At 42.3% G+C, this 19,419-nt stretch carries 17 protein-coding genes, 1 tRNA gene and 2 pseudogenes; 14 read left to right on the top strand and 6 right to left on the bottom strand.

Going from position 1 to position 19,419, the window contains the following annotated elements; all coding sequences use genetic code 11:
* Positions 1–446 precede the first annotated feature (446 nt).
* Positions 447–1,628: a serine hydrolase domain-containing protein gene (locus JOD82_RS03630; RefSeq protein WP_069012236.1), complete on the top strand. Its 1,182-nt coding sequence runs from the start codon at positions 447–449 to the stop codon at positions 1,626–1,628.
* Here the strand turns inward: JOD82_RS03630 and JOD82_RS03625 are convergent.
* Positions 1,614–2,057 carry an Lrp/AsnC family transcriptional regulator gene (locus JOD82_RS03625; protein ID WP_023990936.1) on the bottom strand — a complete coding sequence of 148 codons (444 nt, stop codon included), beginning with the start codon at positions 2,055–2,057 and terminating at the stop codon, positions 1,614–1,616. The genes JOD82_RS03630 and JOD82_RS03625 overlap by 15 nt on opposite strands.
* A 147-nt stretch (positions 2,058–2,204) precedes the next feature.
* Between JOD82_RS03625 and JOD82_RS03620 the strand changes: the two genes are divergently transcribed.
* Positions 2,205–3,392, top strand: a complete 1,188-nt coding sequence (locus JOD82_RS03620) for an MFS transporter (RefSeq protein ID WP_245231597.1) — start codon at positions 2,205–2,207, stop codon at positions 3,390–3,392.
* 144 nt (positions 3,393–3,536) lie between these two features.
* Here the strand turns inward: JOD82_RS03620 and JOD82_RS29700 are convergent.
* Both JOD82_RS29700 and JOD82_RS03615 read right to left on the bottom strand, forming a co-directional pair.
* Positions 3,537–3,647, bottom strand: a pseudogene (locus tag JOD82_RS29700) (SDR family oxidoreductase); the annotation flags it as partial.
* Between the two features lie 143 nt (positions 3,648–3,790).
* On the bottom strand, positions 3,791–4,735 hold the full coding sequence (locus JOD82_RS03615; RefSeq protein ID WP_209947625.1) for a helix-turn-helix domain-containing protein: 945 nt from the start codon (positions 4,733–4,735) through the stop codon (positions 3,791–3,793).
* Between the two features lie 166 nt (positions 4,736–4,901).
* On the opposite strand from JOD82_RS03615, the gene JOD82_RS03610 reads away from it, so the two are divergent.
* From JOD82_RS03610 to JOD82_RS03575, 8 genes are all read left to right on the top strand, one after another.
* The gene (locus JOD82_RS03610; RefSeq protein WP_209947623.1) at positions 4,902–7,100 is read left to right on the top strand and encodes a glycoside hydrolase family 52 protein; all 2,199 of its coding nucleotides are present in this window, start codon (positions 4,902–4,904) and stop codon (positions 7,098–7,100) included.
* Between the two features lie 35 nt (positions 7,101–7,135).
* Entirely contained in the window at positions 7,136–9,307 is a 2,172-nt protein-coding gene (locus JOD82_RS03605) for an alpha-glucuronidase family glycosyl hydrolase (protein ID WP_069012239.1), read from the top strand.
* Between the two features lie 471 nt (positions 9,308–9,778).
* Entirely contained in the window at positions 9,779–10,702 is a 924-nt protein-coding gene (locus JOD82_RS03600) for a S8 family peptidase (protein WP_029518738.1), read from the top strand.
* Positions 10,703–11,758: 1,056 nt separating this feature from the next.
* Positions 11,759–11,938 (top strand): hypothetical protein, encoded by a 180-nt coding sequence (locus tag JOD82_RS03595; protein WP_029518740.1) that lies wholly within the window; start codon positions 11,759–11,761, stop codon positions 11,936–11,938.
* Between the two features lie 70 nt (positions 11,939–12,008).
* Entirely contained in the window at positions 12,009–12,731 is a 723-nt protein-coding gene (locus tag JOD82_RS03590) for a phospholipase A2 family protein (protein WP_029518741.1), read from the top strand.
* Between the two features lie 1,073 nt (positions 12,732–13,804).
* The gene (locus tag JOD82_RS03585; protein ID WP_029518742.1) at positions 13,805–14,311 is read left to right on the top strand and encodes a sigma-70 family RNA polymerase sigma factor; all 507 of its coding nucleotides are present in this window, start codon (positions 13,805–13,807) and stop codon (positions 14,309–14,311) included.
* On the top strand, positions 14,298–15,374 hold the full coding sequence (locus tag JOD82_RS03580) for an anti-sigma factor (RefSeq protein ID WP_029518743.1): 1,077 nt from the start codon (positions 14,298–14,300) through the stop codon (positions 15,372–15,374). Before JOD82_RS03585 ends, JOD82_RS03580 begins: the two co-directional genes overlap by 14 nt.
* Positions 15,356–15,661 carry a hypothetical protein gene (locus tag JOD82_RS03575; protein WP_029518744.1) on the top strand — a complete coding sequence of 102 codons (306 nt, stop codon included), beginning with the start codon at positions 15,356–15,358 and terminating at the stop codon, positions 15,659–15,661. Before JOD82_RS03580 ends, JOD82_RS03575 begins: the two co-directional genes overlap by 19 nt.
* Before the next feature lie 160 nt (positions 15,662–15,821).
* On the opposite strand, the gene JOD82_RS03570 is transcribed toward JOD82_RS03575, so the two are convergent.
* The 3 genes from JOD82_RS03570 to JOD82_RS03560 form a co-directional block, all read right to left on the bottom strand.
* Positions 15,822–16,067, bottom strand: coding sequence for a helix-turn-helix domain-containing protein (locus JOD82_RS03570; protein WP_209947621.1), 246 nt, complete (start codon positions 16,065–16,067; stop codon positions 15,822–15,824).
* 131 nt (positions 16,068–16,198) lie between these two features.
* Positions 16,199–16,747, bottom strand: a complete 549-nt coding sequence (locus JOD82_RS03565) for a sigma-70 family RNA polymerase sigma factor (protein WP_029518746.1) — start codon at positions 16,745–16,747, stop codon at positions 16,199–16,201.
* Positions 16,748–17,866: 1,119 nt separating this feature from the next.
* Positions 17,867–18,094, bottom strand: coding sequence for a hypothetical protein (locus JOD82_RS03560; RefSeq protein ID WP_025683859.1), 228 nt, complete (start codon positions 18,092–18,094; stop codon positions 17,867–17,869).
* 138 nt (positions 18,095–18,232) lie between these two features.
* Here JOD82_RS03560 and JOD82_RS03555 point away from each other — a divergent pair.
* From JOD82_RS03555 to JOD82_RS03540, 4 genes and pseudogenes are all read left to right on the top strand, one after another.
* Positions 18,233–18,304: transfer RNA gene (locus JOD82_RS03555), tRNA-Cys, on the top strand.
* A 31-nt stretch (positions 18,305–18,335) separates the two neighbouring features.
* Positions 18,336–18,569 (top strand): glutaredoxin family protein, encoded by a 234-nt coding sequence (locus JOD82_RS29695; protein WP_069012240.1) that lies wholly within the window; start codon positions 18,336–18,338, stop codon positions 18,567–18,569.
* 31 nt (positions 18,570–18,600) lie between these two features.
* On the top strand, positions 18,601–18,813 hold the full coding sequence (locus JOD82_RS03545; RefSeq protein ID WP_025719390.1) for a hypothetical protein: 213 nt from the start codon (positions 18,601–18,603) through the stop codon (positions 18,811–18,813).
* 174 nt (positions 18,814–18,987) lie between these two features.
* Positions 18,988–19,146 (top strand): annotated as a pseudogene (locus tag JOD82_RS03540) (hypothetical protein); the annotation flags it as partial.
* Between the last annotated feature and the right edge of the window lie 273 nt (positions 19,147–19,419).

Here is a 19,419-nt window from a genome sequence, read left to right as displayed (position 1 = left end):
GATAGATTTTTTTGTGAATGAGGAATTATTTATGGCTTTAAGGAGGTATACGGGTGTCTCCTGTAAGCTGTGTGACGCAGTTGAAAACCTGACGTATTTCAGAGATTTACACCCCTCAAAAGAAAGAATCAGCCGGCTGAAAAATTACTCGAAATTCTAAAGAAACTCATCCGACAACATCCCAATGCCAGATAATATGACTATGCAAAATGGCTTGGCGTATCACAATAGCGTGTATCTCAACTTAAAAAGATGCTGTAAAACGCAGCATAACTTCTTGTAAAGTCCCATTCATTTAAATCCAAGGTCATGCCTTTAATATAATTTTATTTTAACGAAAATACTCACTGAATTCCTTTGTTACCTTATGTAATGTCTTCTTCCCATCCTGTAAACTAAGTTCCATCAAGCGGTAACCGCTGGATCATAGAGAGGATGAGATATTTATGAGTTTGGATAATAGAGTTTTTGCGATACAAGCTGGTCTGGACGGACGTGTAAGTGCAGTTATAGATCAAACCCTTGCCGAAAAGCGTCTGATCGGCACAGTCGTCATGATATATATGGATGGTTCGCCCGTGTATGTCCGAGCGGCGGGGCTGGCTGATCGAGAAGAACAACGTCCTATGCATGAGGATGCTTTATTTCGGCTTTCTTCTGTATCCAAACCGATTGTATCTACTGCGGCTTTGGTTTTGGCAGCCCAAGGATTGATTAAGCTCGATGAATCTATTGAACGCTGGTTGCCCGACTTTCGCCCCCGATTAATCAACGGTGAGCAGCCCTCTATTACAGTACGCCAATTGCTGACACATACTGCCGGGTTGACCTATGGCTTTTTAGAGGAAGAAGGCGGCGGTCCCTATCATCGTGCAGGCGTATCAGATGGTATGGATTTTTCAAATCTTACGCTGGAAGAGAACTTGCAACGTTTGGCTTCTGTGCCTCTGTTATATACACCGGGTAAAGCATGGGGATATTCGATTGCTACTGATGTGCTCGGCGCTATCATTAGCCGTGTATGTGGCACAACCCTTGATGCAGCTGTTAAAAAGCTCGTTACCGAACCTCTCGGTATGCACGACACCAGTTTCGCGGTCGCAGATGCCGGACGGCTTGCAGCTCCCTATGTCAACGATATATCAGAACCCCGGCGGATGCGTGAGCTTGAGGTTGCGCAGGTTTTTGAAGGCACCGCAGGACTTCGTTTTCAGCCTGCACGAGCCTTTGATCCCACGGCTTTCCACTCTGGTGGGTCTGGTATGATTGGCAGCGCAAAAGATTTCATGCGACTGCTGGAAACACTGCGAAACGGCGGCAATCCGTTACTTTCAGAGGAATGGGTCCGCGAAATGGGCACCATCCAGACCGGGAACCTTCCCTTGGCAGGCTGGCCGGGGCGGGGGTTTGGATTAGGATTCACCGTACTCCAAAATCCCGATGAAAGCGAAACAGCAGAATCACCCGGAACGTGGCGTCTCGGAGGAGCTTATGGTCATTCGTGGTTCGTTGATCCTGCACTAAGACTCAGTGTGGTCGCCTTTACCAATACAGCATTTGAAGGGATGTCAGGTCCGTTTACAACCGAGCTTTGCCAAGCCATTTACGGTAGCTCAAATAGGGTCTAATAAAGTAGGGGTTACATGTTTATGGTCTACAGGCGAGGACAGGACAATTAACGTGGTAGAGTGCCCGTGCTTTCCACACTCATCCCCGAACTGCTCCAACTTGAGCATAGACTCAACCATGACTTTCAGTAAGTAATTTTGCTCGCCGCTGATTCTATGGCATTCAATGACTTCAGGTGCAGATTGGCAAAACTCAACAAATGAATTGCATTGATTCGTGTGCACGAGCACGTGAGCCATGATCGGTTTTCCAACTTTCTCATGTGAAACTATGGCACGGTACCCGGTGATAATACCCTTATCCTCCATGCGCCGCACTCTTTCTGTTACGGCAGGCTGGGAAAGACCAACCTCCTTTCCCAGCTCGGTCATGGAGATACGCGCCTGGTTTTGTAGACACAACAAAATTTTATGATCCACTTGATCCATCAAATCCATCTCCTTAAGTCGAAGGTAATATTGCAAAAACACAATTATTATTATGTATTATCTCGAATATCTCCTTATTATTTTATGATTTAATGGAATATTAGCATGCAAAATCAAGGACGTAAAGTAGGAGGACATGGAGAGGGAATGAAACTAATGAAATATAGTAAGCCCCTGCTTTTCATTGCGCTTGGCCTATTCGGTGTATACACGATTGAGTTCGGTGTGGTTGGTATTTTGCCGGTCATCATTGAACGTTTTCATATTACGGCAGCTCAGGCTGGGTTTCTTGTCAGTTCATTTGCATTGATCATCGCGCTGTTCGGTCCCTTCATGGTGCTATTGATGTCCAGGTTTAACCGCAAGCGAATCATGACAATGTCGTTGTTTGTTTTTGCCGTAACAAGCTTGCTGTCAGCCTATACATCCAACTTTTATCTACTAGTGATTTTACGTATCATTCCGGCTCTGTTTCACCCGGTGTATTTCTCGCTTGCCTTTGTCGCCGCCACTGCGTTGTATCCTCCGGAAAAAGCAACGCAAGCTTCTGCCAAAGCCTTTCTCGGCACGAGCATGGGAATGGTGCTCGGTATTCCGATTACGGCCTATATCGCCAATCAAATTTCATACGAGGCCTCCTTCTGGTTTACTGCGGTAGCGAATGGGATTGCAGGGATCGGTATTTTGCTTATGCTGCCGGATACACCACAAGCCGAAAAGTTCTCCTATCGGAAGCAGCTTGGCATTTTGCGTAAACTATCGCTGTGGCTCAATATCGGGGCGGCTACTTTTATTTTTGCAGCCATGTTCTCGGTGTATAGCTATTCTGCCGAATATTTGGGGCAAAATACAGGGATGAGCAGCAATGTTATCAGTTTTCTGCTTATTATTTTCGGCATCGGCGGAATGCTCGGCAATCTATTGGCTGGCAAGCTCATGGGCTTGCATAAGGTTCGCACCGCTCTTTTTCATCCCGTAGCCTTGGGGAGCACCTATTTGCTGTTGTACGGGATCAGTTCTTCATTCATCCCTACGCTCTTCATCACTATCGTGTGGGGGGCCGTTCATACCAGCGGACTGATTGTCGCCCAGATTTGGGTGATTGATGAGGCCAAAGAAGCTCCCGCGTTTGCCAACAGTCTTTATATCTCGTTTATTAACCTAGGGGTTTCGCTGGGCTCGCTGGCAGGGGGATGGTTTATTGCCAGAGCGGGCATCCAAGGAACGCTGTGGAGCGGTTTACTGTTCGCCATGCTGGCGATGGTATGTATCGGGACTAAAGTAATTTATCCACGTATTTTTCGAAAATATAAAAGGTTAGATGTGCAAAACTAAAGAGTTGCAAGAGGGCCAAGCCTGTTATCATAAAAAACCGGTCAATACTTTGTATGGGGTTGAACCGGTTTTTGTTTAATGATTTATTCCTGCCTTTCGGATTGGATCAGAATGAAATCTGCACTTCGTTGCGAATTGAATCAACGTATAACCGCCATCTGGGAACAGCACGCTTCCGGTGGTAAACTTGTTCGTCATCAGATACAACACAGCATGTGCGATTCCCTCATTATACCCACCCCGGTGGTAAACAGATGGTCGAATGCTCCGACTTTTTCAAAAAACGCCTGAACCTCTTCCTCTATTTGATTATTAAGCATGTTGATTATGTAAATTCGTATTATTCTCAGCTACTCTATGGGGATCATATCATAACTATTTTAAAGGAATACTTATTTTTATTCAGATGGGCTTTCCTGCACCGAGCTTTTGCGATAGGATGTCGGCGATTGGCCCGACCAGCGCTTGAACTGTCTGCTAAAATGCGCAATATCCCCATAGCCGAGCATATCGGCAATTTGTTGCACCGACCATTGCGGATCAGCCAACAGCAACTTGGCCTCATGCAGCACAAGCCCGGATAGATATACACGGGGAGAAACGCCGAAAACACTACGGAATACACGATTACAATGGGATACGCTAATACCTAGCTCGGATGAAATCCCCTCGATCCCATCCTGTTTTTCCACCGAGCCAGCCTGCCCATAGGGCTGATTCACTCTGCCCTGAAGACGACTGGCAATCTGATGGGCAAGCTCTGCCTGCACATATCCACGCCCCGGCAGATGAGCGGCTTCGCTGGATACAGCCTCCCACAACGTTGCGAACAGTTCAAACACAGCAGATTGAATCCGCATTCGCTTTGCCACCGAATCACTACCAATTCCTATGTCTTCCGGCGTTGAAAGATCGAGCAACTTGCCCAGCGCTGGTCCCATCTGCCCTGCCACTGTGCCTTCAGCTGGAAACAGCACCTGTTCCAGACGACTCAGCAGCGAGAGAAACAGCTTATCATCAATGTCGAAATGCATGCAAAAATACGTAAATCCCTCTCCGTTACTATGACTGGAGTGAACAATCCCCGGACGCAGCAGCACCAGATCACCCTGTCGCTGGGTATAGCTACGACCATCCACAACCATGATCTGTTCTCCCGCAAGCACGATGTTAATTTCATATTGAGGATGCTCGTGTGGCGGATAGCTCCAGTCTCTTCCCACACTTCGTGTATGAATGGCAAACAGATTGACTGTGGTCCGCACATCGGGAAAAAAGAATTCCTCTCCGGCAGCTGTAAGGTCCGGATGATGGGGACGCTTCGGTAAACGTGGTGACGACATGTTTTCCCTCCTGGCTTACTTACATGGATATACCCCAGTATATCGCTTTCAGCGCGATTTGGATAAATAGTTGAGCGATTTGACAATGGTTCCCCACCACATGACATGCTAGGCTCTAAGTGAAGTTAATCAAAGTTGAACTTTATCATGAAAGGGGTTTCATTATATGTCGAAAAATATATTTTATAACACACAGCATGCACCTATCGGTTCTTTTTCCAGCTTTACACTTGGGTTTAAGGGTAATCGCGGCGGACTTGGTTTGGAGCTGGGCAAGCCTGCCGACGAAAATGTATATATCGGGCTGCAATCCAGAGATGGCGAATCATACGAGGCGCTTCCCTTCTTTGCATCCACACAGGATGAAAGTGCCCGCTACGACGTGGAGAAAAAGGGTAAACGAACGGAACCGCAGCTTATGGCCTTTGCTGATTCCGACATTACCCGTGAGCTAAAAGTAGGAACGGATACATGGCAGGCCGGCGATTTGACGTTCCGGCTGTACTCTCCTGTTCGCCCGGTACCCGAGCCGGGAATTGCAGGTATGGATGAACTGCGAGCAGCGTTGGTTCCGGCGGTATTCGCCGAGCTAACCGTCGATAACACGCAGGGGACTGCAGCGCGAAGAGCTTTTTTCGGCTATCAGGGCAGTGATCCGTATAGCGGCATACGCATTATAGGAGAAGATCCGCGCAGGGACACTACGGATTCTACCCCATTGGAGGAAAGACTCACAGGCATCGGCCAAGGGCGCAGTACAGCCATTGTGACCAACAGCAGCGAAGCAGTACCTGCCAGCGGATTTGCAATGGAGAAGCTGCTTGGGGAGACCATGGCCGAGAATTTATCCTTTGGCCTGGGCACGACGGGTGCGCTCCTGATGGACGTTCCCGCAGGTGAGAAGCGCACATATGCCTTCGCCATATGCTTCTATCGCGGCGGCATTGTGACAACAGGCATCGAAGCGTCGTATTACTATACCCAGCTGTTCAAGGATATTGAGGACGTGGGAAACTATGCGTTGAAGCATTTTACAGACCTGACTGCAGCCTGTGTTCAGGCTAATCGCTGGATGGAGTCGGCAGACCTGAGCCCGGACCAGAAATTTATGCTCGCTCAGGCGATCCACAGCTACTACGGCAGTACTCAACTGCTGAGTCACCAAGCGGACGGAGAACCGATCTGGATTGTGAACGAAGGCGAGTATCGGATGATGAATACCCTCGATCTGACGGCGGATCAGCTTTATTATGAATTGATTTTGAATCCATGGACGGTACGCAACGAGCTGGAGTGGTTTGTCCAAAGGTACAGCTATCGGGATGAGGTACGCTTTCCGGGAGAGGAACAGACCTATCCCGGTGGTATCACGTTTACCCATGATATGGGCGTAGCCAACGTGTTCTCCCGGCAGGGATACTCCTGTTATGAGCTGGCAGGGATTGACGACTGCTTCTCTTACATGAGCCACGAGGAACTGGTGAACTGGCTTTGCTGCGTCACGGTATATATCGAGCAGACACAGGATCAGTCATTTACGACACGTATGCTACCTGTTTTGTGTGACTGCTTCGAAAGCATGCTACGACGGGATCACCCCGACCCGGCACAACGAAACGGCTTGATGGGCTTGGACAGCTCTAGAACCCGGGGAGGCGCGGAAATTACGACCTACGACAGTCTGGACGTATCTCTGGGTCAGTCCCGCAACAACATCTATCTGGGCAGCAAATGCTGGGCGGTATATGTTGCTCTGGAAAAGATATTTGCCTCAAAAGGGCTTAACTCCCTTTCACAGGAGGCTGGCTTACAGGCAGACAAATGCGCAGCAGCGATCACAGCACATATGACAGACAAGGGCTATATTCCAGCAGTTATTCAGGAAGGTAATGACTCGCAGATTATTCCTGCCATTGAGGGGCTGATCTTTCCTTACTTTACAGGATGTGAGGCTGCGCTTAAGTCTGATGGACGGTTCGGTGGATATATCCAAGCACTGCGGCGTCATTTGGAAACTGTGCTGGTACCGGGAGTTTGTCTGTTTGAAGACGGAGGCTGGAAGCTGTCCTCGACCAGTAACAACTCCTGGCTGAGCAAAATCTATCTGTCACAGTTTATTGCCCGCGAGCTGCTGGAACTGCCTTGGGAAGAAGCTGGGCAGGCCGCAGACGCTGCCCACGTCTCATGGCTCCTTCACCCTGAAGAATCCTATTGGTGCTGGAGCGATCAGATACTCTCCGGCATTGCCCACGGCAGTAAATATTATCCGCGCGGAGTTACCGCTATTTTGTGGCTGTATGAAGGCAACGGCAACCGTCTGACTCTCCCAGAGCATATGAGTCAGGATCAGAAACAGCATGTCTGAGGATCATCTTCACCTGCCCAAAAGGAGGCTCCAATATGAGCAAGCTTATGGATATGCCAAAAGAAAGCGGCTATGCGGCTTGGCTGCATTACAGCCGCAATAGTAAGGTACAAAAGCTGCCCGCCTGGTGCAGGGTCATCGTGGTCCATGAGACAGATGAAGTGCTTCAATCGGCTGCGAGTGAGCTTCAGCACGGATTGACCTCCATGTTTGGACAGCAGCCGAAAATCAGTACCGTTCCTGTAAATGCGCCATTCATTGCGCTGGGTACGTTCCCAACGCATCCTTTGGTCGCAGAACGATTCAGTGCGACGGAACAGGCAGAAGTGGGCGCGGAAGGCTACCGAATTCGCGGGCTAGAGATGCCAGATCCGGCATATTCAGCTTTGCACAGTAACGATGAGTTCAAAGGACCGTACGTTATAGTCGCGGGGCAGACCTCCAAAGGCGTATTGTATGGAGTCTTTCATCTGCTGCGCTACCTTCAAGGAGGATTAGACGGCAAACTGAAACCCGCCGCCGAGGAATCATTGCACGCTCCCCTTCTAGACCTATTGTCTAATCCAGCTAATCCCATCCGTATGATCAACCACTGGGATAACATGGATGGTAGTATTGAACGCGGGTATGCGGGTGGGTCCATTTTCTACGACAATAATGCCTTTACTGCAAATATGGAGCGCCTGCGAGACTATGCCCGTCTACTCGCTTCTGTAGGCATTCAAGCGCTATCCATTAACAATGTGAATGTCCATCAGGTAGAAACCGAGCTGATTACAGATAAATTCCTACCGGATGTGGCCAAAGTAGCTGCGGTATTCCGCGCCTATGGCATACAGATCTACTTGAGCATTAACTATGCCAGTCCTATTCAGCTCGGCGGGTTAACTACAGCCGATCCCTTGGAACCAGCTGTAGCTGAATGGTGGCAGACCAAAGCCCAGGAAGTTTACGCCGCCGTTCCTGATCTGGGTGGTTTTGTGGTCAAAGCCGATTCCGAAAATCGGCCCGGACCGTTCAGCTACGGGCGCCATCACGCCGATGGAGCCAATATGCTGGCAGATGCGTTGCAGCCCTATGGCGGACGTGTGATTTGGCGCTGCTTTGTCTACAATTGCAAGCAGGACTGGCGCGATCGCAAGACGGATCGAGCTCGCGCAGCCTTTGACCATTTTAAACCACTGGATGGGCTGTTTCGGGAAAATGTCATTTTACAGATCAAAAATGGTCCCCTGGATTTTCAGGTGCGGGAGCCTGTCTCCCCCCTGTTCGGTGGGCTGGAAGCCACTCAGGTGCTACTGGAATTTCAGATTGCGCAAGAGTACACCGGCCAACAGAAGCATCTATGTTACCTTGTTCCGCAATGGAAGGAAGTATTGGATTTTGATACTTACGCCCAAGGAAAAGGCTCCACCATCAAGCGTATTGTGAGTGGCGCCCTGCATTCTCCCAAACCTACCAACTATGGAATAGCCGCTGTATCCAATATTGGTGCAGACACCAATTGGACCGGACATTTGCTCGCCCAGTCCAATCTTTATGGCTATGGTCGACTGGCATGGGACCCGGAGCTGTCTGCGGAGGAAATCGCTGATGAGTGGGTTCGGCTGACGTTTGGCAGACAAGGGAATAGCGAAGGCGACACAGATTTAATTTCTACCATTAAGCAGATGCTGCTCGATTCATGGAATATCTACGAATCCTACACCGCCCCTCTGGGGGTCGGCTGGATGGTCAGTCCCGATCACCACTATGGGCCGGATGTAGACGGGTACGAATATTCCAAGTGGGGAACCTACCATTTTGCTGATTGCCGAGGGATTGGAGTAGATCGCACGACCGCAACCGGGACCGGCTATGCAGGACAATATTTTGCTCCCCATGCCGATATCTATGAATCTACGGACACCTGTCCGGATGAGCTGCTCTTATTCTTTCACCATGTTCCTTATACACACTTGCTCCATTCCGGCCAAACTATCATACAGCACATTTATGATACCCATTTTGAAGGTGCAGAACGTGCGGCCCATCTTCGAGACACATGGGTTAGTCTACGAGGGCAGCTGAATGATACCATGTATGAACAGGTGTTGGAGCGGCTGGAGCATCAGGCTGAGCATGCCAAAGAATGGCGGGATCGGATCAATACGTATTTCTACCGTAAAAGCGGCATTGCCGACCAGAAGGATCGCCCTATTTATTAAGCAGGCTGTCTCGGCTTCCATGGAAATTAAAATTTTATAGAACAATGATAACTTAAAGATACTGATAACATCCCCACTCCTTGGCAGCATCCGATTTAGAAGTATCAGATAAAAAGTGATTAGCTGTTGGAAATAGGCCGTGTTTTACCTGAACTGAATCTCATATATGGGCGACTGGTTTTTTACCAAGACTCTTCAGATTTCAAAAAGATGGCTTTCATCAGGAGTCATCTTTTTTTGTATCCATTGAGCATTATCATAGCAGTTACCCTTACGGGACATCGACTATTTGACTTTGAGTTTTATCAATGAGCACATGTGTTCTGGGGGTGAATGTAATGCATGCCTCAATGTCAGAGCTTCTGTTACACGTTCCTTGAATGACCGACTTTTAATTTTAAAACTTTAGTTGTATTTTTTAATATCACTGACACTTTCTTAATTAACAAAAGAGAATGGATGTGAGATAGAGTGAAAATACAATCGATAGGATTACCAAACTATAATATTAAAACTGCTACAAACAAAGAAAACAAGGGTTTAGAAATAATTCATGCTGAACAGTTTTGGAAGCGGAATATTTTTGGATCTAATGTTGTCATTGCTGTGTTGGATACCGGAATAGATATGAAGCACGAAGATCTACAAAACAACATCATTGGTGGGAGAAATTTCACTTCAAACTATGACAATGATCCGCATAACTATCAGGATGGCAATGGACATGGGACTCATGTTGCAGGAATTATTGCAGCTAACAATAAAAAAGTTAACATCGGAGTTGCCCCACGAGCCAGCATTCTCATTTTAAAAACGTTAACCAATGACGGAGATGGAGATATTAATAATTTAATTGAGGCTATTTACTACGCAATATTATGGAGAGGGCCCAACGGAGAAAGAGTTAACATTATGGCAATGTCTTTGGGTACCATAAAGGACAATCCTCTTCTGCATGATGCTATCCGCTATGCAGTGGAACACGGCTTGTCTATAGTCGCTGCTTCCGGAAATGATGGAAACGGGGAGAGTGATCGGGAATATAGATATCCCGGTGCTTACAATGAAGTGATAGAAGTTGGGTCTATCGGAGCAACAAAATTAATTTCAAAATTTTCTAACAAAAACGAGCAACTTGACATTGTCGCTCCGGGTGAAGACATATATTCCACATTCCTTAATAATAAATATGCCTCTTTTAGTGGTACATCTATGGCAGTCCCTTTCGTTGCTGGTGCATTAGCATTGATCATCGAAGAAGGCAGAATCCTATTCAAAAGGGATCTTACTGAACCAGAAATTTATGCTCAATTAATTAAAAGCAGTTCGCTGCTCTTTGGAAATCCAGCTATAGAAGGAAACGGAATGCTGAATTTGTTAAAGAGCTTTGGATAAGTTGATCTAAAATTAAAAACTTATCGCCTTGCTAAAAAAAAACGACTCATGACCTGATAGTACGAAATATAGCTATAATTACAATCATACAAAAGAATCAGTTCATGAGTTGCTCTCATCACCGCAAAATTTCTGTAAAATGGTCTTATGAAAGTATGTTTCTCACAACTACTCTAAGTCTGTAATTACTCGATTTTCAAAAGCCTCTAGGCATGTTTTAAGTTCAAGTTATACACTCCGGACGTAAGACGTTAGAACACTAGTGGCTTCCAAGAAAAAGCGTCATTACTTATTAGGAACTCCCTCCCTCAAGCAGTAGAACTCCAAGTAAAACTTATATATTCCTCTCTAGTTTTGAAATGCTCCAAATACACGAGTTCCTCTTTCAAAATGCTGTGAAACGATTCAACGCAGACATTGTCATAACAATTCCTTTTTCGGCTCATGCTGCCTTTCATGCCGTAATCCACAAGCTTTTTCTGGTGTTCCTGAGCCGCATACTGACTGTCCGATCCGAATGGTGCAGAACTTCACTGGCAGGACGGTGAGCCTGGTAAGCACGCTCCAATGCTGAAAGGACCGGTTCCTTTGTCATCAAGATCCCATTTGGAAGCCCACAACCTGTCGGGTATACAGGATCCATGACGCTGGGCAGGTAAAACCATTCTTCATCCATACTTCCCTTGGCGTTTGAGCAGAAAACTGCTGGTTCAGGTGTTTTTCATGGACGGGTATCTGATATTTGGAATTCGTTGTCGCTTGGTATTCTTCACGATCCTAGATTGAAGGAACAGCTGCCTAATTTTCTGCTCGACCTGACTTCTTCGCTTCTTTCGCTCACTGCTCTTTTGGCACCTCGAATGAATTTGGTTTTATTCTCGCTTCTCGTCTCTCGGTGTCCACTTTTTAGTCTAACATCAATATGGGCATTTCATGTATGCAGCTTTAATAAAAGGGGGAGGAAAACGATAAACTTATAAATATTGGGTTGTTATATCTAGTACATAACTCACTTTTATAGTTGTAACAAATTAAATCGAAAGGAGAAATTAAATTATGAATGAGAAGAAAACTACTCAGACAAATGCTTCCCAGCAAGAGCAAGTGCAGATTCAAGCGGAAATTGGCTGTTACCAACTGCCTAAATGCTGTGGCTTCGGACCTGACTGCCCAGCAACATATCGCGGTGTATTTAAGAACAATCCGGTCTTTTATTCATGTGGCTGTTCACCTTAATGATTAGCTTTTGATAAGATTTGTGCGTTATCCGCCTTTATATTTCAATTTTAGAGGAGTGTATATAGTTATGATGAATATAATTAATGGTCGACCTATGACAATAATCGAAACAACCGATTTTTTAACTGAGCTTACAAATAGCCCTGATTATAAGAAAATTTCAAAATTAATTGATACAGAGTATTCGAAATTTTCTCTTGAAAACCTAAAAATCAAAGCTACTTTTGTGAGTGACTTATATACAACAAACAAAAAATTAAATGTAGGAAAAATGATTTATTTCATTAGTGAAGATAAGAAACTTGTATTTCATGCCTTTGGTTATAATGAAATTGACAGTACAGAAGTTACTTACTCCCTTGGTGTAGATATTTTAGAGGGGAACGAATTGAAACAATTAGATGTGAAAAAAGGAAGAACTCACGTCACTAATTCACCTTATGATGGAGTTGATCTAGACGTAGAGGTGGAAACTCCACCTTTTCATGACGAGACATACACCCCCGGAGAAACTAACAATAAAATTACTACTGCTTGGGATCCTACGGAGTTTTGTGCTCCTGGTGGTTATCAGCATTGTGGTAAAAACTGTGGATACAATATGGCTAGAGGTGGGGGCGCCCCCATTAACGAATTAGATGAATGTTGCGTAGCACACGATCGTTGCTGGGCAAATTTCGGCGAAGGTAACTGCGAGTGCGATGGGATTCTCGAGAACTGCGCTCGCAGATATAGAACTCAATATTATATTATAGCTAATGCCATTATCATTTATTTCGAAGGATGCTAATAGATAATACTTAAAATGTATAAATATCTCCACTTCTTAATATAGTACTATCCCTTTCAAGTAGACACTCAAAAAAACCTTATGTCACATGAGGAAAGAGTAAACTTGAAGGGGATATTTCCATATAGAAAGGGTAATTTCTTTTTCAGAAGAAGCAGAACAAGAAACTGTTCTATAGGCCTCTACTATTTGAAAACGATAATATTAAGACGCCTTATGATAAATATGTTTGTACTGATTAGGAACATGTAGCCTTAAGCAGAATAAGAGCAGGTACCTTTCCTTACTATTTATTTTGAGCCTCAGCTGATCTTTGCAATTTTTTAAAAAGATTTCCTTACAGCTTGTCGCGAGACTCCCTGTTCTCTCGCTACTTGAACAATCCGTTTTTCTTTACCTTGAACAATTATCAGTCGGAGGACTTAAAAACTAACTTTTTTACTCATTGGACACACCTCAACTAAGTTTGATTGTGTTCTCCATTCCCCGTGTCTAAACGGAAACCACCGGCAGAGAAACGTGGGAAGTTTGCGGTAGGAAGTCAATTCAAGAGCGCGTCAAAGAAGTATCCTCTTGGGAGCCTTTCGTTCTGGAACTGGATTCGGTAAACCCAGTCGTGGGGAAAGCAAAAACTGTTTAGCTACCTTCATCAAACTGAAGATGCGTCTGTAAACCGCGATAAAAGTGCTGGAGCATGTTCTTCCTCATCAACCACCTCCCCGAAAATGTCTGGACTGGAAAATCACTCACGAACGATTTACAGAGGAGCTGTTGCACTGGCTCTACAATCCGTCATTTAATCATTGTTATCTTTCTTCACTCTTACCGTTTAAGGAATTCAAATTGAGCTATTTCGGTTGTGCTATGATGAAGGAGTTAATAAATTGAGATTCATCTGCACGAATGTATTTTGGTAACTATATTTCACATGATCAGACCATAAGCTGAATATTTACTTCTTTGGGACCGCCACAATAATCGGCATGTAAATAAATTTAAAATTCATCAGTAAATTATTATTTATTGCAACTTTTTCCTGTCTTCATTCGTGGTTGTAGTGAAAGGAGGAAAGAATGAACCTAGAAACTCTTTACTCCAGCTACTTTAACGACTTGTATAGATACCTGCTTTCCCTCTCCTGTAATCATTTCGTTGCAGAGGAACTAGTCCAAGAAACTTTCTTTAGAGCCTTTTTACATCTTGAGGATAATGAAATTGAAAATATTAAGGCTTGGTTGTTTAAAGTTGGATACCATGCATTTATTGATTTCACACGACGAAAAAACAAAAAAAATGCACTTATTGAAGAAATTAAGGGACTAGAATTACTGGATAACAATACTCCGGAAAATCAGTTCATAGAGCGTGATCAATTAAGCCAGTTAATACAATCAATTCATACTCTACCCGAAAAAGAATCCCAAGCCATCCTTTTATGTGATTTACATCAATTCAAAATGCACGAAGCAGCTGAAGTGCTGGGGTTAAATCTTAACACTTTAAAAAGTCATATTTATCGTGGGAGGAAAAAGTTAAAAACGATTCTTGAAAAGAGGGGCATACTACATGAAGAAGGATAACGATAACGAACAATTTCTCGATAAAAAAAGTAATAATAGTAATTTAACATCTAAAGAAGATCAAGAGGCGACTAATAATGAATACAATGAGTTGTTTAAAAAAGCTAATTTAGATTTCGGGACCACTTTACACTTTGAAGAAAAAGCTTCAAAAGGAATTATTAAATTAGCAAAATACCAAGCAAAGATAAGTACAATCCTCATTGTTCTAACCATTTTACTTTTAATTGTACCTGTTCTAACACTTTGTTCCTATTTATATTACGGAACAGAGAACCGAGCTAACGACTTGTTAGACACCACTAGGAATTTAATCTACGTAACTGAACCTAATACAATGTTAGAAGAAGGGTTTGATGCTAGAATCGGTTTTTTTTCTATGGACGCGAATTTTAACACTTTAAAACGTGTTGGGAAGCAAAGTCTTAATTCTGAGGCAATCAAAGTGCATTACACAATGAAACAATTTTCTGCCGTGGAACGGCAATCTAACACAAGTATACCTGTATCTGAGTCAAATAAGAATCATTTCATTTTCCCAAGTAACAACCTGAATCTTGATAAAAATAAGGAGTGGGAGGTTTTAAACGGTTTGCCTTCTGGGTCTGTCGCCGAATTGTACATTTCTTTCGATGATTTGTATTCTCCCCAAGAAGTGGAACATAAGCTCCCCAAAAGTATTGATACTCTGTGGCTTGCAGTAAACTCAGGAGTGGAGAACTCACAAAATAGTGAACAAATAATTCCTTTGGGGTACCCTACGCATTCTGATGCCAATTTATTTTCTCCGTTTTTCGAGGCTGAGGTTGCTAAACAAGGAATTGAACCTATATTTCTTAAAATTGTTGAACAGTTGGCTCAGCGACAAAAGCTAATATCTACTTTTCCATACTACCAGAATACATCTTTCTCTAAACGTTTGGATTATATAAAGAAAAATGGAATCCTCACCTATGGAGTCGTCGTTACTGGGCCATCTGAAGAACTAAAAAAACTTAAAAGTAATAAAATGGTGCGCACAATAAAAGTTGAGGAGGTAGAGTTATGGAATTGGCATTCTTAAAAAATAAAAAGAGAACCCTTTTACACCCCATAATAGGAATGATATCTTTCTTGTGCGGTATTTTTTCATTAGTTGAATTGAATATTAACTATTTATTTCTCTCTTCTTTTTTTCTTCCTCAAGCACTATATAGCATACCAGTACTAGGAATTTTTTTGGGAATGGTAGCACTATTTACAAGGCGATCTAAAATGTATGCATGGTGGGGGATTGGACTGAATATTTTTGTACTCCTCTTCTCTTTCGTGATATTAATACTCTCTTGGTCAATTAATCCTAAGCCATAATACGAAAGATTTGATATATACATCGCACTATTTACTAACTTAATTCGCATTCAAACAAAACCAAATAACCAGTCGCCGATAGATTCCAGGCGACTGGTCGCTTAAATTGCAATATGTTTTGATATCCCACTCAAGACATTCCCGGCTTACAGCACCAGACTTAATTATCTGCCTCTTCATTTTTTTTATTTACAAATTCCCAAAAACCAGGCACTGATTTCAAGTCATATCTATAGATTGCCTCAATTAATTTTAAGCTTACTTCTTGTCTTAAGTCATTACGATCTTGAGGTTTTGTCTGTGTAAGAGATTTTTGAATTTTGGGATTGAATTTTTCAATAATAGTTGCTATTGCTCGTGCGTCTCTTTGTTGTGCTTTCTTAATTAGATTCATAAAAGAGTTCACTGCTTCTCTCCCCTTCACATAACGAATTACTTGCTCTATTTTCCCGAGAGTATTGAGGATTGATGCCATTGATCATAACAGATTGGACTGTACTGTTCTTTTATATAATCCAGTACTATAATTAATCCACTTTACGCCAAAAAATCTCTAAGTTTTTTTAATGCCCTAGTTCTTGTTTTTGAAACGGCCTGCTGTGATACGTTATTATTTTTAGCAATTTCAGTATCCGAACAATTCATGACATATGAAGCACTCAAAATACTCTTTTCTTTTTCCGTTAATAAACTTATCGCTTTATGTAGCTTTGAACTCGTTACCACGTCTTCTATTTTAACTGTTCGCTTATCCTTCAAGAATTCATATTGTGTACATACATCCTTAAAAAGATTGTGTGAATCCTCTTCCGGTATTAACACGTTTCTTTTTCGGATTCTTCTTTGCTTCTTGTCAAAATCTATCGAAGCATAATGTATCAAAGATGATATATAGGTTGTAAAACGAAGTTCTAAAAAGAATTGTTTGAATTTTTCATCTAGTTCCTTATTATTAGCATCAGATGGAAACATAATACTTTCTTTGAATAAAGCATAGTGCTCTGGGTCATTCAAAAACTCATTTATAATTTTTTTTCTTGAAAGAATGCTAACAATTTCAGTAAAATTTAGTATGTAAGAGTTCATAATTTCCCTCCTAAATAAACAGTATGTTTAATCAAAGTGATACAACTTGGCGAAACCACAACCATAAATGTCTAAAAAGATATTTTTTTAAAAAAATTGTTAAAAAACCTTGTGAAAGGCTTTAGTATCGAGATTATTTGTGAGAATTTGAATTCTAATCGTGCTATATTAATTAACTTGGACATTGTATAATATTGGATTTTCTTATTTAAAACCTCTTATAACTAATCACTAAAAAATAATCTTGCCTGAATTAAAGAGTTATTGCTACGAAAACAAAACATTTACATCGCGAAGTGATTACCGGAGTATTACGGCTCTGTATAAACTATTTCACTATGGGGAAGCTCAATGGAAAGTAGGAGAATTTTTTCGTATACTTTGTTGTGATGCCTATTGTTACGATGATTGTTTATATTTATCAGCATGAGCCAGTATAGAGTGGGCAGTGTATCTCAGACCGAAACAACCGATTTTGAGGATCGACCATGTCTCTAAACATGACTTGATTGACTTGAGTTGAAAATACGCCTTAATAAAACAAAAAAATCGTTACAAAACACCAACGACTGATTTTCGAAATTAATGTTATGGTGAAGAAGACAGACTGGAAATGGTTCTGAAAAAAACCTTTTTCGCACACCCCCAATTAATAAAACGACGTAAAAAGTTTAGTTTTCTCTACATAACTGGTAATATCGCAATTTAGGATTGAATGGGTATATATAAAAATTCATGATAAGAACACAGAAAAATAGAAATTTAAAAGCTTTGAATATTTATCACTTAACTAAAAAACAAAACATTTGGTTCAGGTTTTGAATAAAATGTTTATGAGCGTTAGCTCTTTGAGAAATGAAAAAAGCCGCTTCCTAAGAGGAAGCGGCTTTTCGCTATATGATTTAAGTTGAACTTACAAGTACTACTACTCAGTTAGATCATGCCCCTTTTCCTCCTTCCTAATACCGCTTAATTAAACCCTATAATTAGGGCAGGAGGCTCGGTGGTAATATTTTTAAAAGCAGCCGTCTCGCTTCCATAACACTATTATGCCCCATCCGTTTAATCTAAATTTTAAGAGTTCAACTGTAATTCACGGTTTATCAAAGGAAAGGAGCACTAATCCGTACAATGTTCAGGATTAAAGTTACAACCACAAATTGTGACACCTACTTTATCGTAGCACGCGGATTCAATTTTTTTAAGATGATAAGCATATTTCTCACATATCTCCTGGTAAAACAAAATATCACTAGGATTTTCAGTTTCCTCTATTTTTTTACTTAGCTTTAATAGTTCAATTTTAAAATTATGATGTCTTGATCTCCAAGCGTGCAATTCTTCCAACAGGATCGCCTCCAAAATATTTTATGTTTAATAAAGTGGGGCAGCGGACTGATAGAACAACCTAAAAAATAGAAACTATTTTTGGGTTGTACTTTTTAAAACTACTATCACTTTACTTCTCAAACACCAATTAAGTTTGGGGGTATAGCCAAGAGGCTAAGGCAAAGGTCTGCAAAACCTTCATCCCCGGTTCAAATCCGGGTACCCCCTTGCTAATTTAATTCGATGGGAGAGAAAGGTAATGTTAAATGAGGTACTTATCTACACAAAGTCAAATTGTAAATTTTGCCAAAAAATTAAGGAGTGGATGGAGGACAACAAGATCAATTTCACTGACATTGATATTACCAATATAAATGATCTCAAGTTACTTCGCGAAATTAAAGGCGTACCCTACACAATCATAAAGAGATCTGGCAAAGAAACAGTTATCTGCGGATTCAATCCAAACAAGCTTAGGGAGACGCTTCTATAATTTCAAAATCTCTTCTGAAGGGAAGATATCTATGAGTGTAGAGGCAATGATTTCATTAATTACAAATGTTGGATTTCCCGTTTCGCTATGTTTTATTCTTCTTTGGTACATTTTGAAGACTCTAGGAGAAAAATTAGATAAGTTAGACAACTCAATGAATCAGCTTAATACTACGATTAAAAAGATTAGCCTGTTAAGAAACTCTAAAAATGAATTTGATTCAAAAAAAAATTCACTTATGTGATATCAGCATCCTAATGGAAAATCATGCAGACACCTTCCAAGTAAGCTATTTCTGAGAGAAATGTCTGTCAATTATATTCAATTTCACATAATATATATTACTCGTTAGTGAACACACTCCTTCGGATAGGTTTGTGTAAAACGTGGAAACTTCACTCGTCTCAAAGACATCTAGATCAGTTTGTATGAGCAACTGAATGATACCATGTATGAACAGGTGCTGGAGCGGCTGGAGCATCAGGCAGAGCATGCCAAAGAATGGCGGGATCGGATCAATACGTATTTCTACCGTAAAAGCGGCATTGCCGACCAGAAGGATCGCCCTATTTATTAAGCAGGCTGTCTCGGCAATACTTTCCATACAGACTGGAACAAGACTTTATACGCTTAGGTTCATTTTCTCCTATACTGGCTTGGCTATCCGCACATCACTAAAAGGCATGCGTCTTCCTCAGACCTATGCCTTATTTTTTTGCCTGTAGACTTTTAGGCACACGGTTGCTTACGTAAAATGTCATATTTGTCCACCTTGAGTGCGCAATAAATTCTTCTTTTTATGCAACCGCTTGCTTTATACTATTTTTGTAGACGTTTACAAAATGTTGTC

Source organism: Paenibacillus sp. 1182 (assembly GCF_017833915.1).
Taxonomy (GTDB): Bacteria; Bacillota; Bacilli; order Paenibacillales; family Paenibacillaceae; genus Paenibacillus; species Paenibacillus polymyxa_D.
Note: the sequence above shows the minus strand (reverse complement) of the source record. Positions and strands in the feature narration are given on the sequence as shown.

Excerpts from the sequence above, each read along its gene's own strand:
- JOD82_RS03545 (WP_025719390.1), top strand. The coding sequence starts at position 18,601 with ATGAGTGTAGAGGCAATGATTTCATTAATTACAAATGTTGGATTTCCC.
- JOD82_RS03625 (WP_023990936.1), bottom strand. The coding sequence starts at position 2,057 with ATGGATCAAGTGGATCATAAAATTTTGTTGTGTCTACAAAACCAGGCG.
- JOD82_RS03590 (WP_029518741.1), top strand. The coding sequence starts at position 12,009 with ATGATGAATATAATTAATGGTCGACCTATGACAATAATCGAAACAACC.
- JOD82_RS03620 (WP_245231597.1), top strand. The coding sequence starts at position 2,205 with ATGAAACTAATGAAATATAGTAAGCCCCTGCTTTTCATTGCGCTTGGC.
- JOD82_RS29695 (WP_069012240.1), top strand. The coding sequence starts at position 18,336 with ATGTTAAATGAGGTACTTATCTACACAAAGTCAAATTGTAAATTTTGC.
- JOD82_RS03575 (WP_029518744.1), top strand. The coding sequence starts at position 15,356 with ATGGAATTGGCATTCTTAAAAAATAAAAAGAGAACCCTTTTACACCCC.
- JOD82_RS03630 (WP_069012236.1), top strand. The coding sequence starts at position 447 with ATGAGTTTGGATAATAGAGTTTTTGCGATACAAGCTGGTCTGGACGGA.
- JOD82_RS03580 (WP_029518743.1), top strand. The coding sequence starts at position 14,298 with ATGAAGAAGGATAACGATAACGAACAATTTCTCGATAAAAAAAGTAAT.
- JOD82_RS03585 (WP_029518742.1), top strand. The coding sequence starts at position 13,805 with ATGAACCTAGAAACTCTTTACTCCAGCTACTTTAACGACTTGTATAGA.
- JOD82_RS03595 (WP_029518740.1), top strand. The coding sequence starts at position 11,759 with ATGAATGAGAAGAAAACTACTCAGACAAATGCTTCCCAGCAAGAGCAA.
- JOD82_RS03605 (WP_069012239.1), top strand. The coding sequence starts at position 7,136 with ATGAGCAAGCTTATGGATATGCCAAAAGAAAGCGGCTATGCGGCTTGG.
- JOD82_RS03565 (WP_029518746.1), bottom strand. The coding sequence starts at position 16,747 with ATGAACTCTTACATACTAAATTTTACTGAAATTGTTAGCATTCTTTCA.
- JOD82_RS03615 (WP_209947625.1), bottom strand. The coding sequence starts at position 4,735 with ATGTCGTCACCACGTTTACCGAAGCGTCCCCATCATCCGGACCTTACA.
- JOD82_RS03610 (WP_209947623.1), top strand. The coding sequence starts at position 4,902 with ATGTCGAAAAATATATTTTATAACACACAGCATGCACCTATCGGTTCT.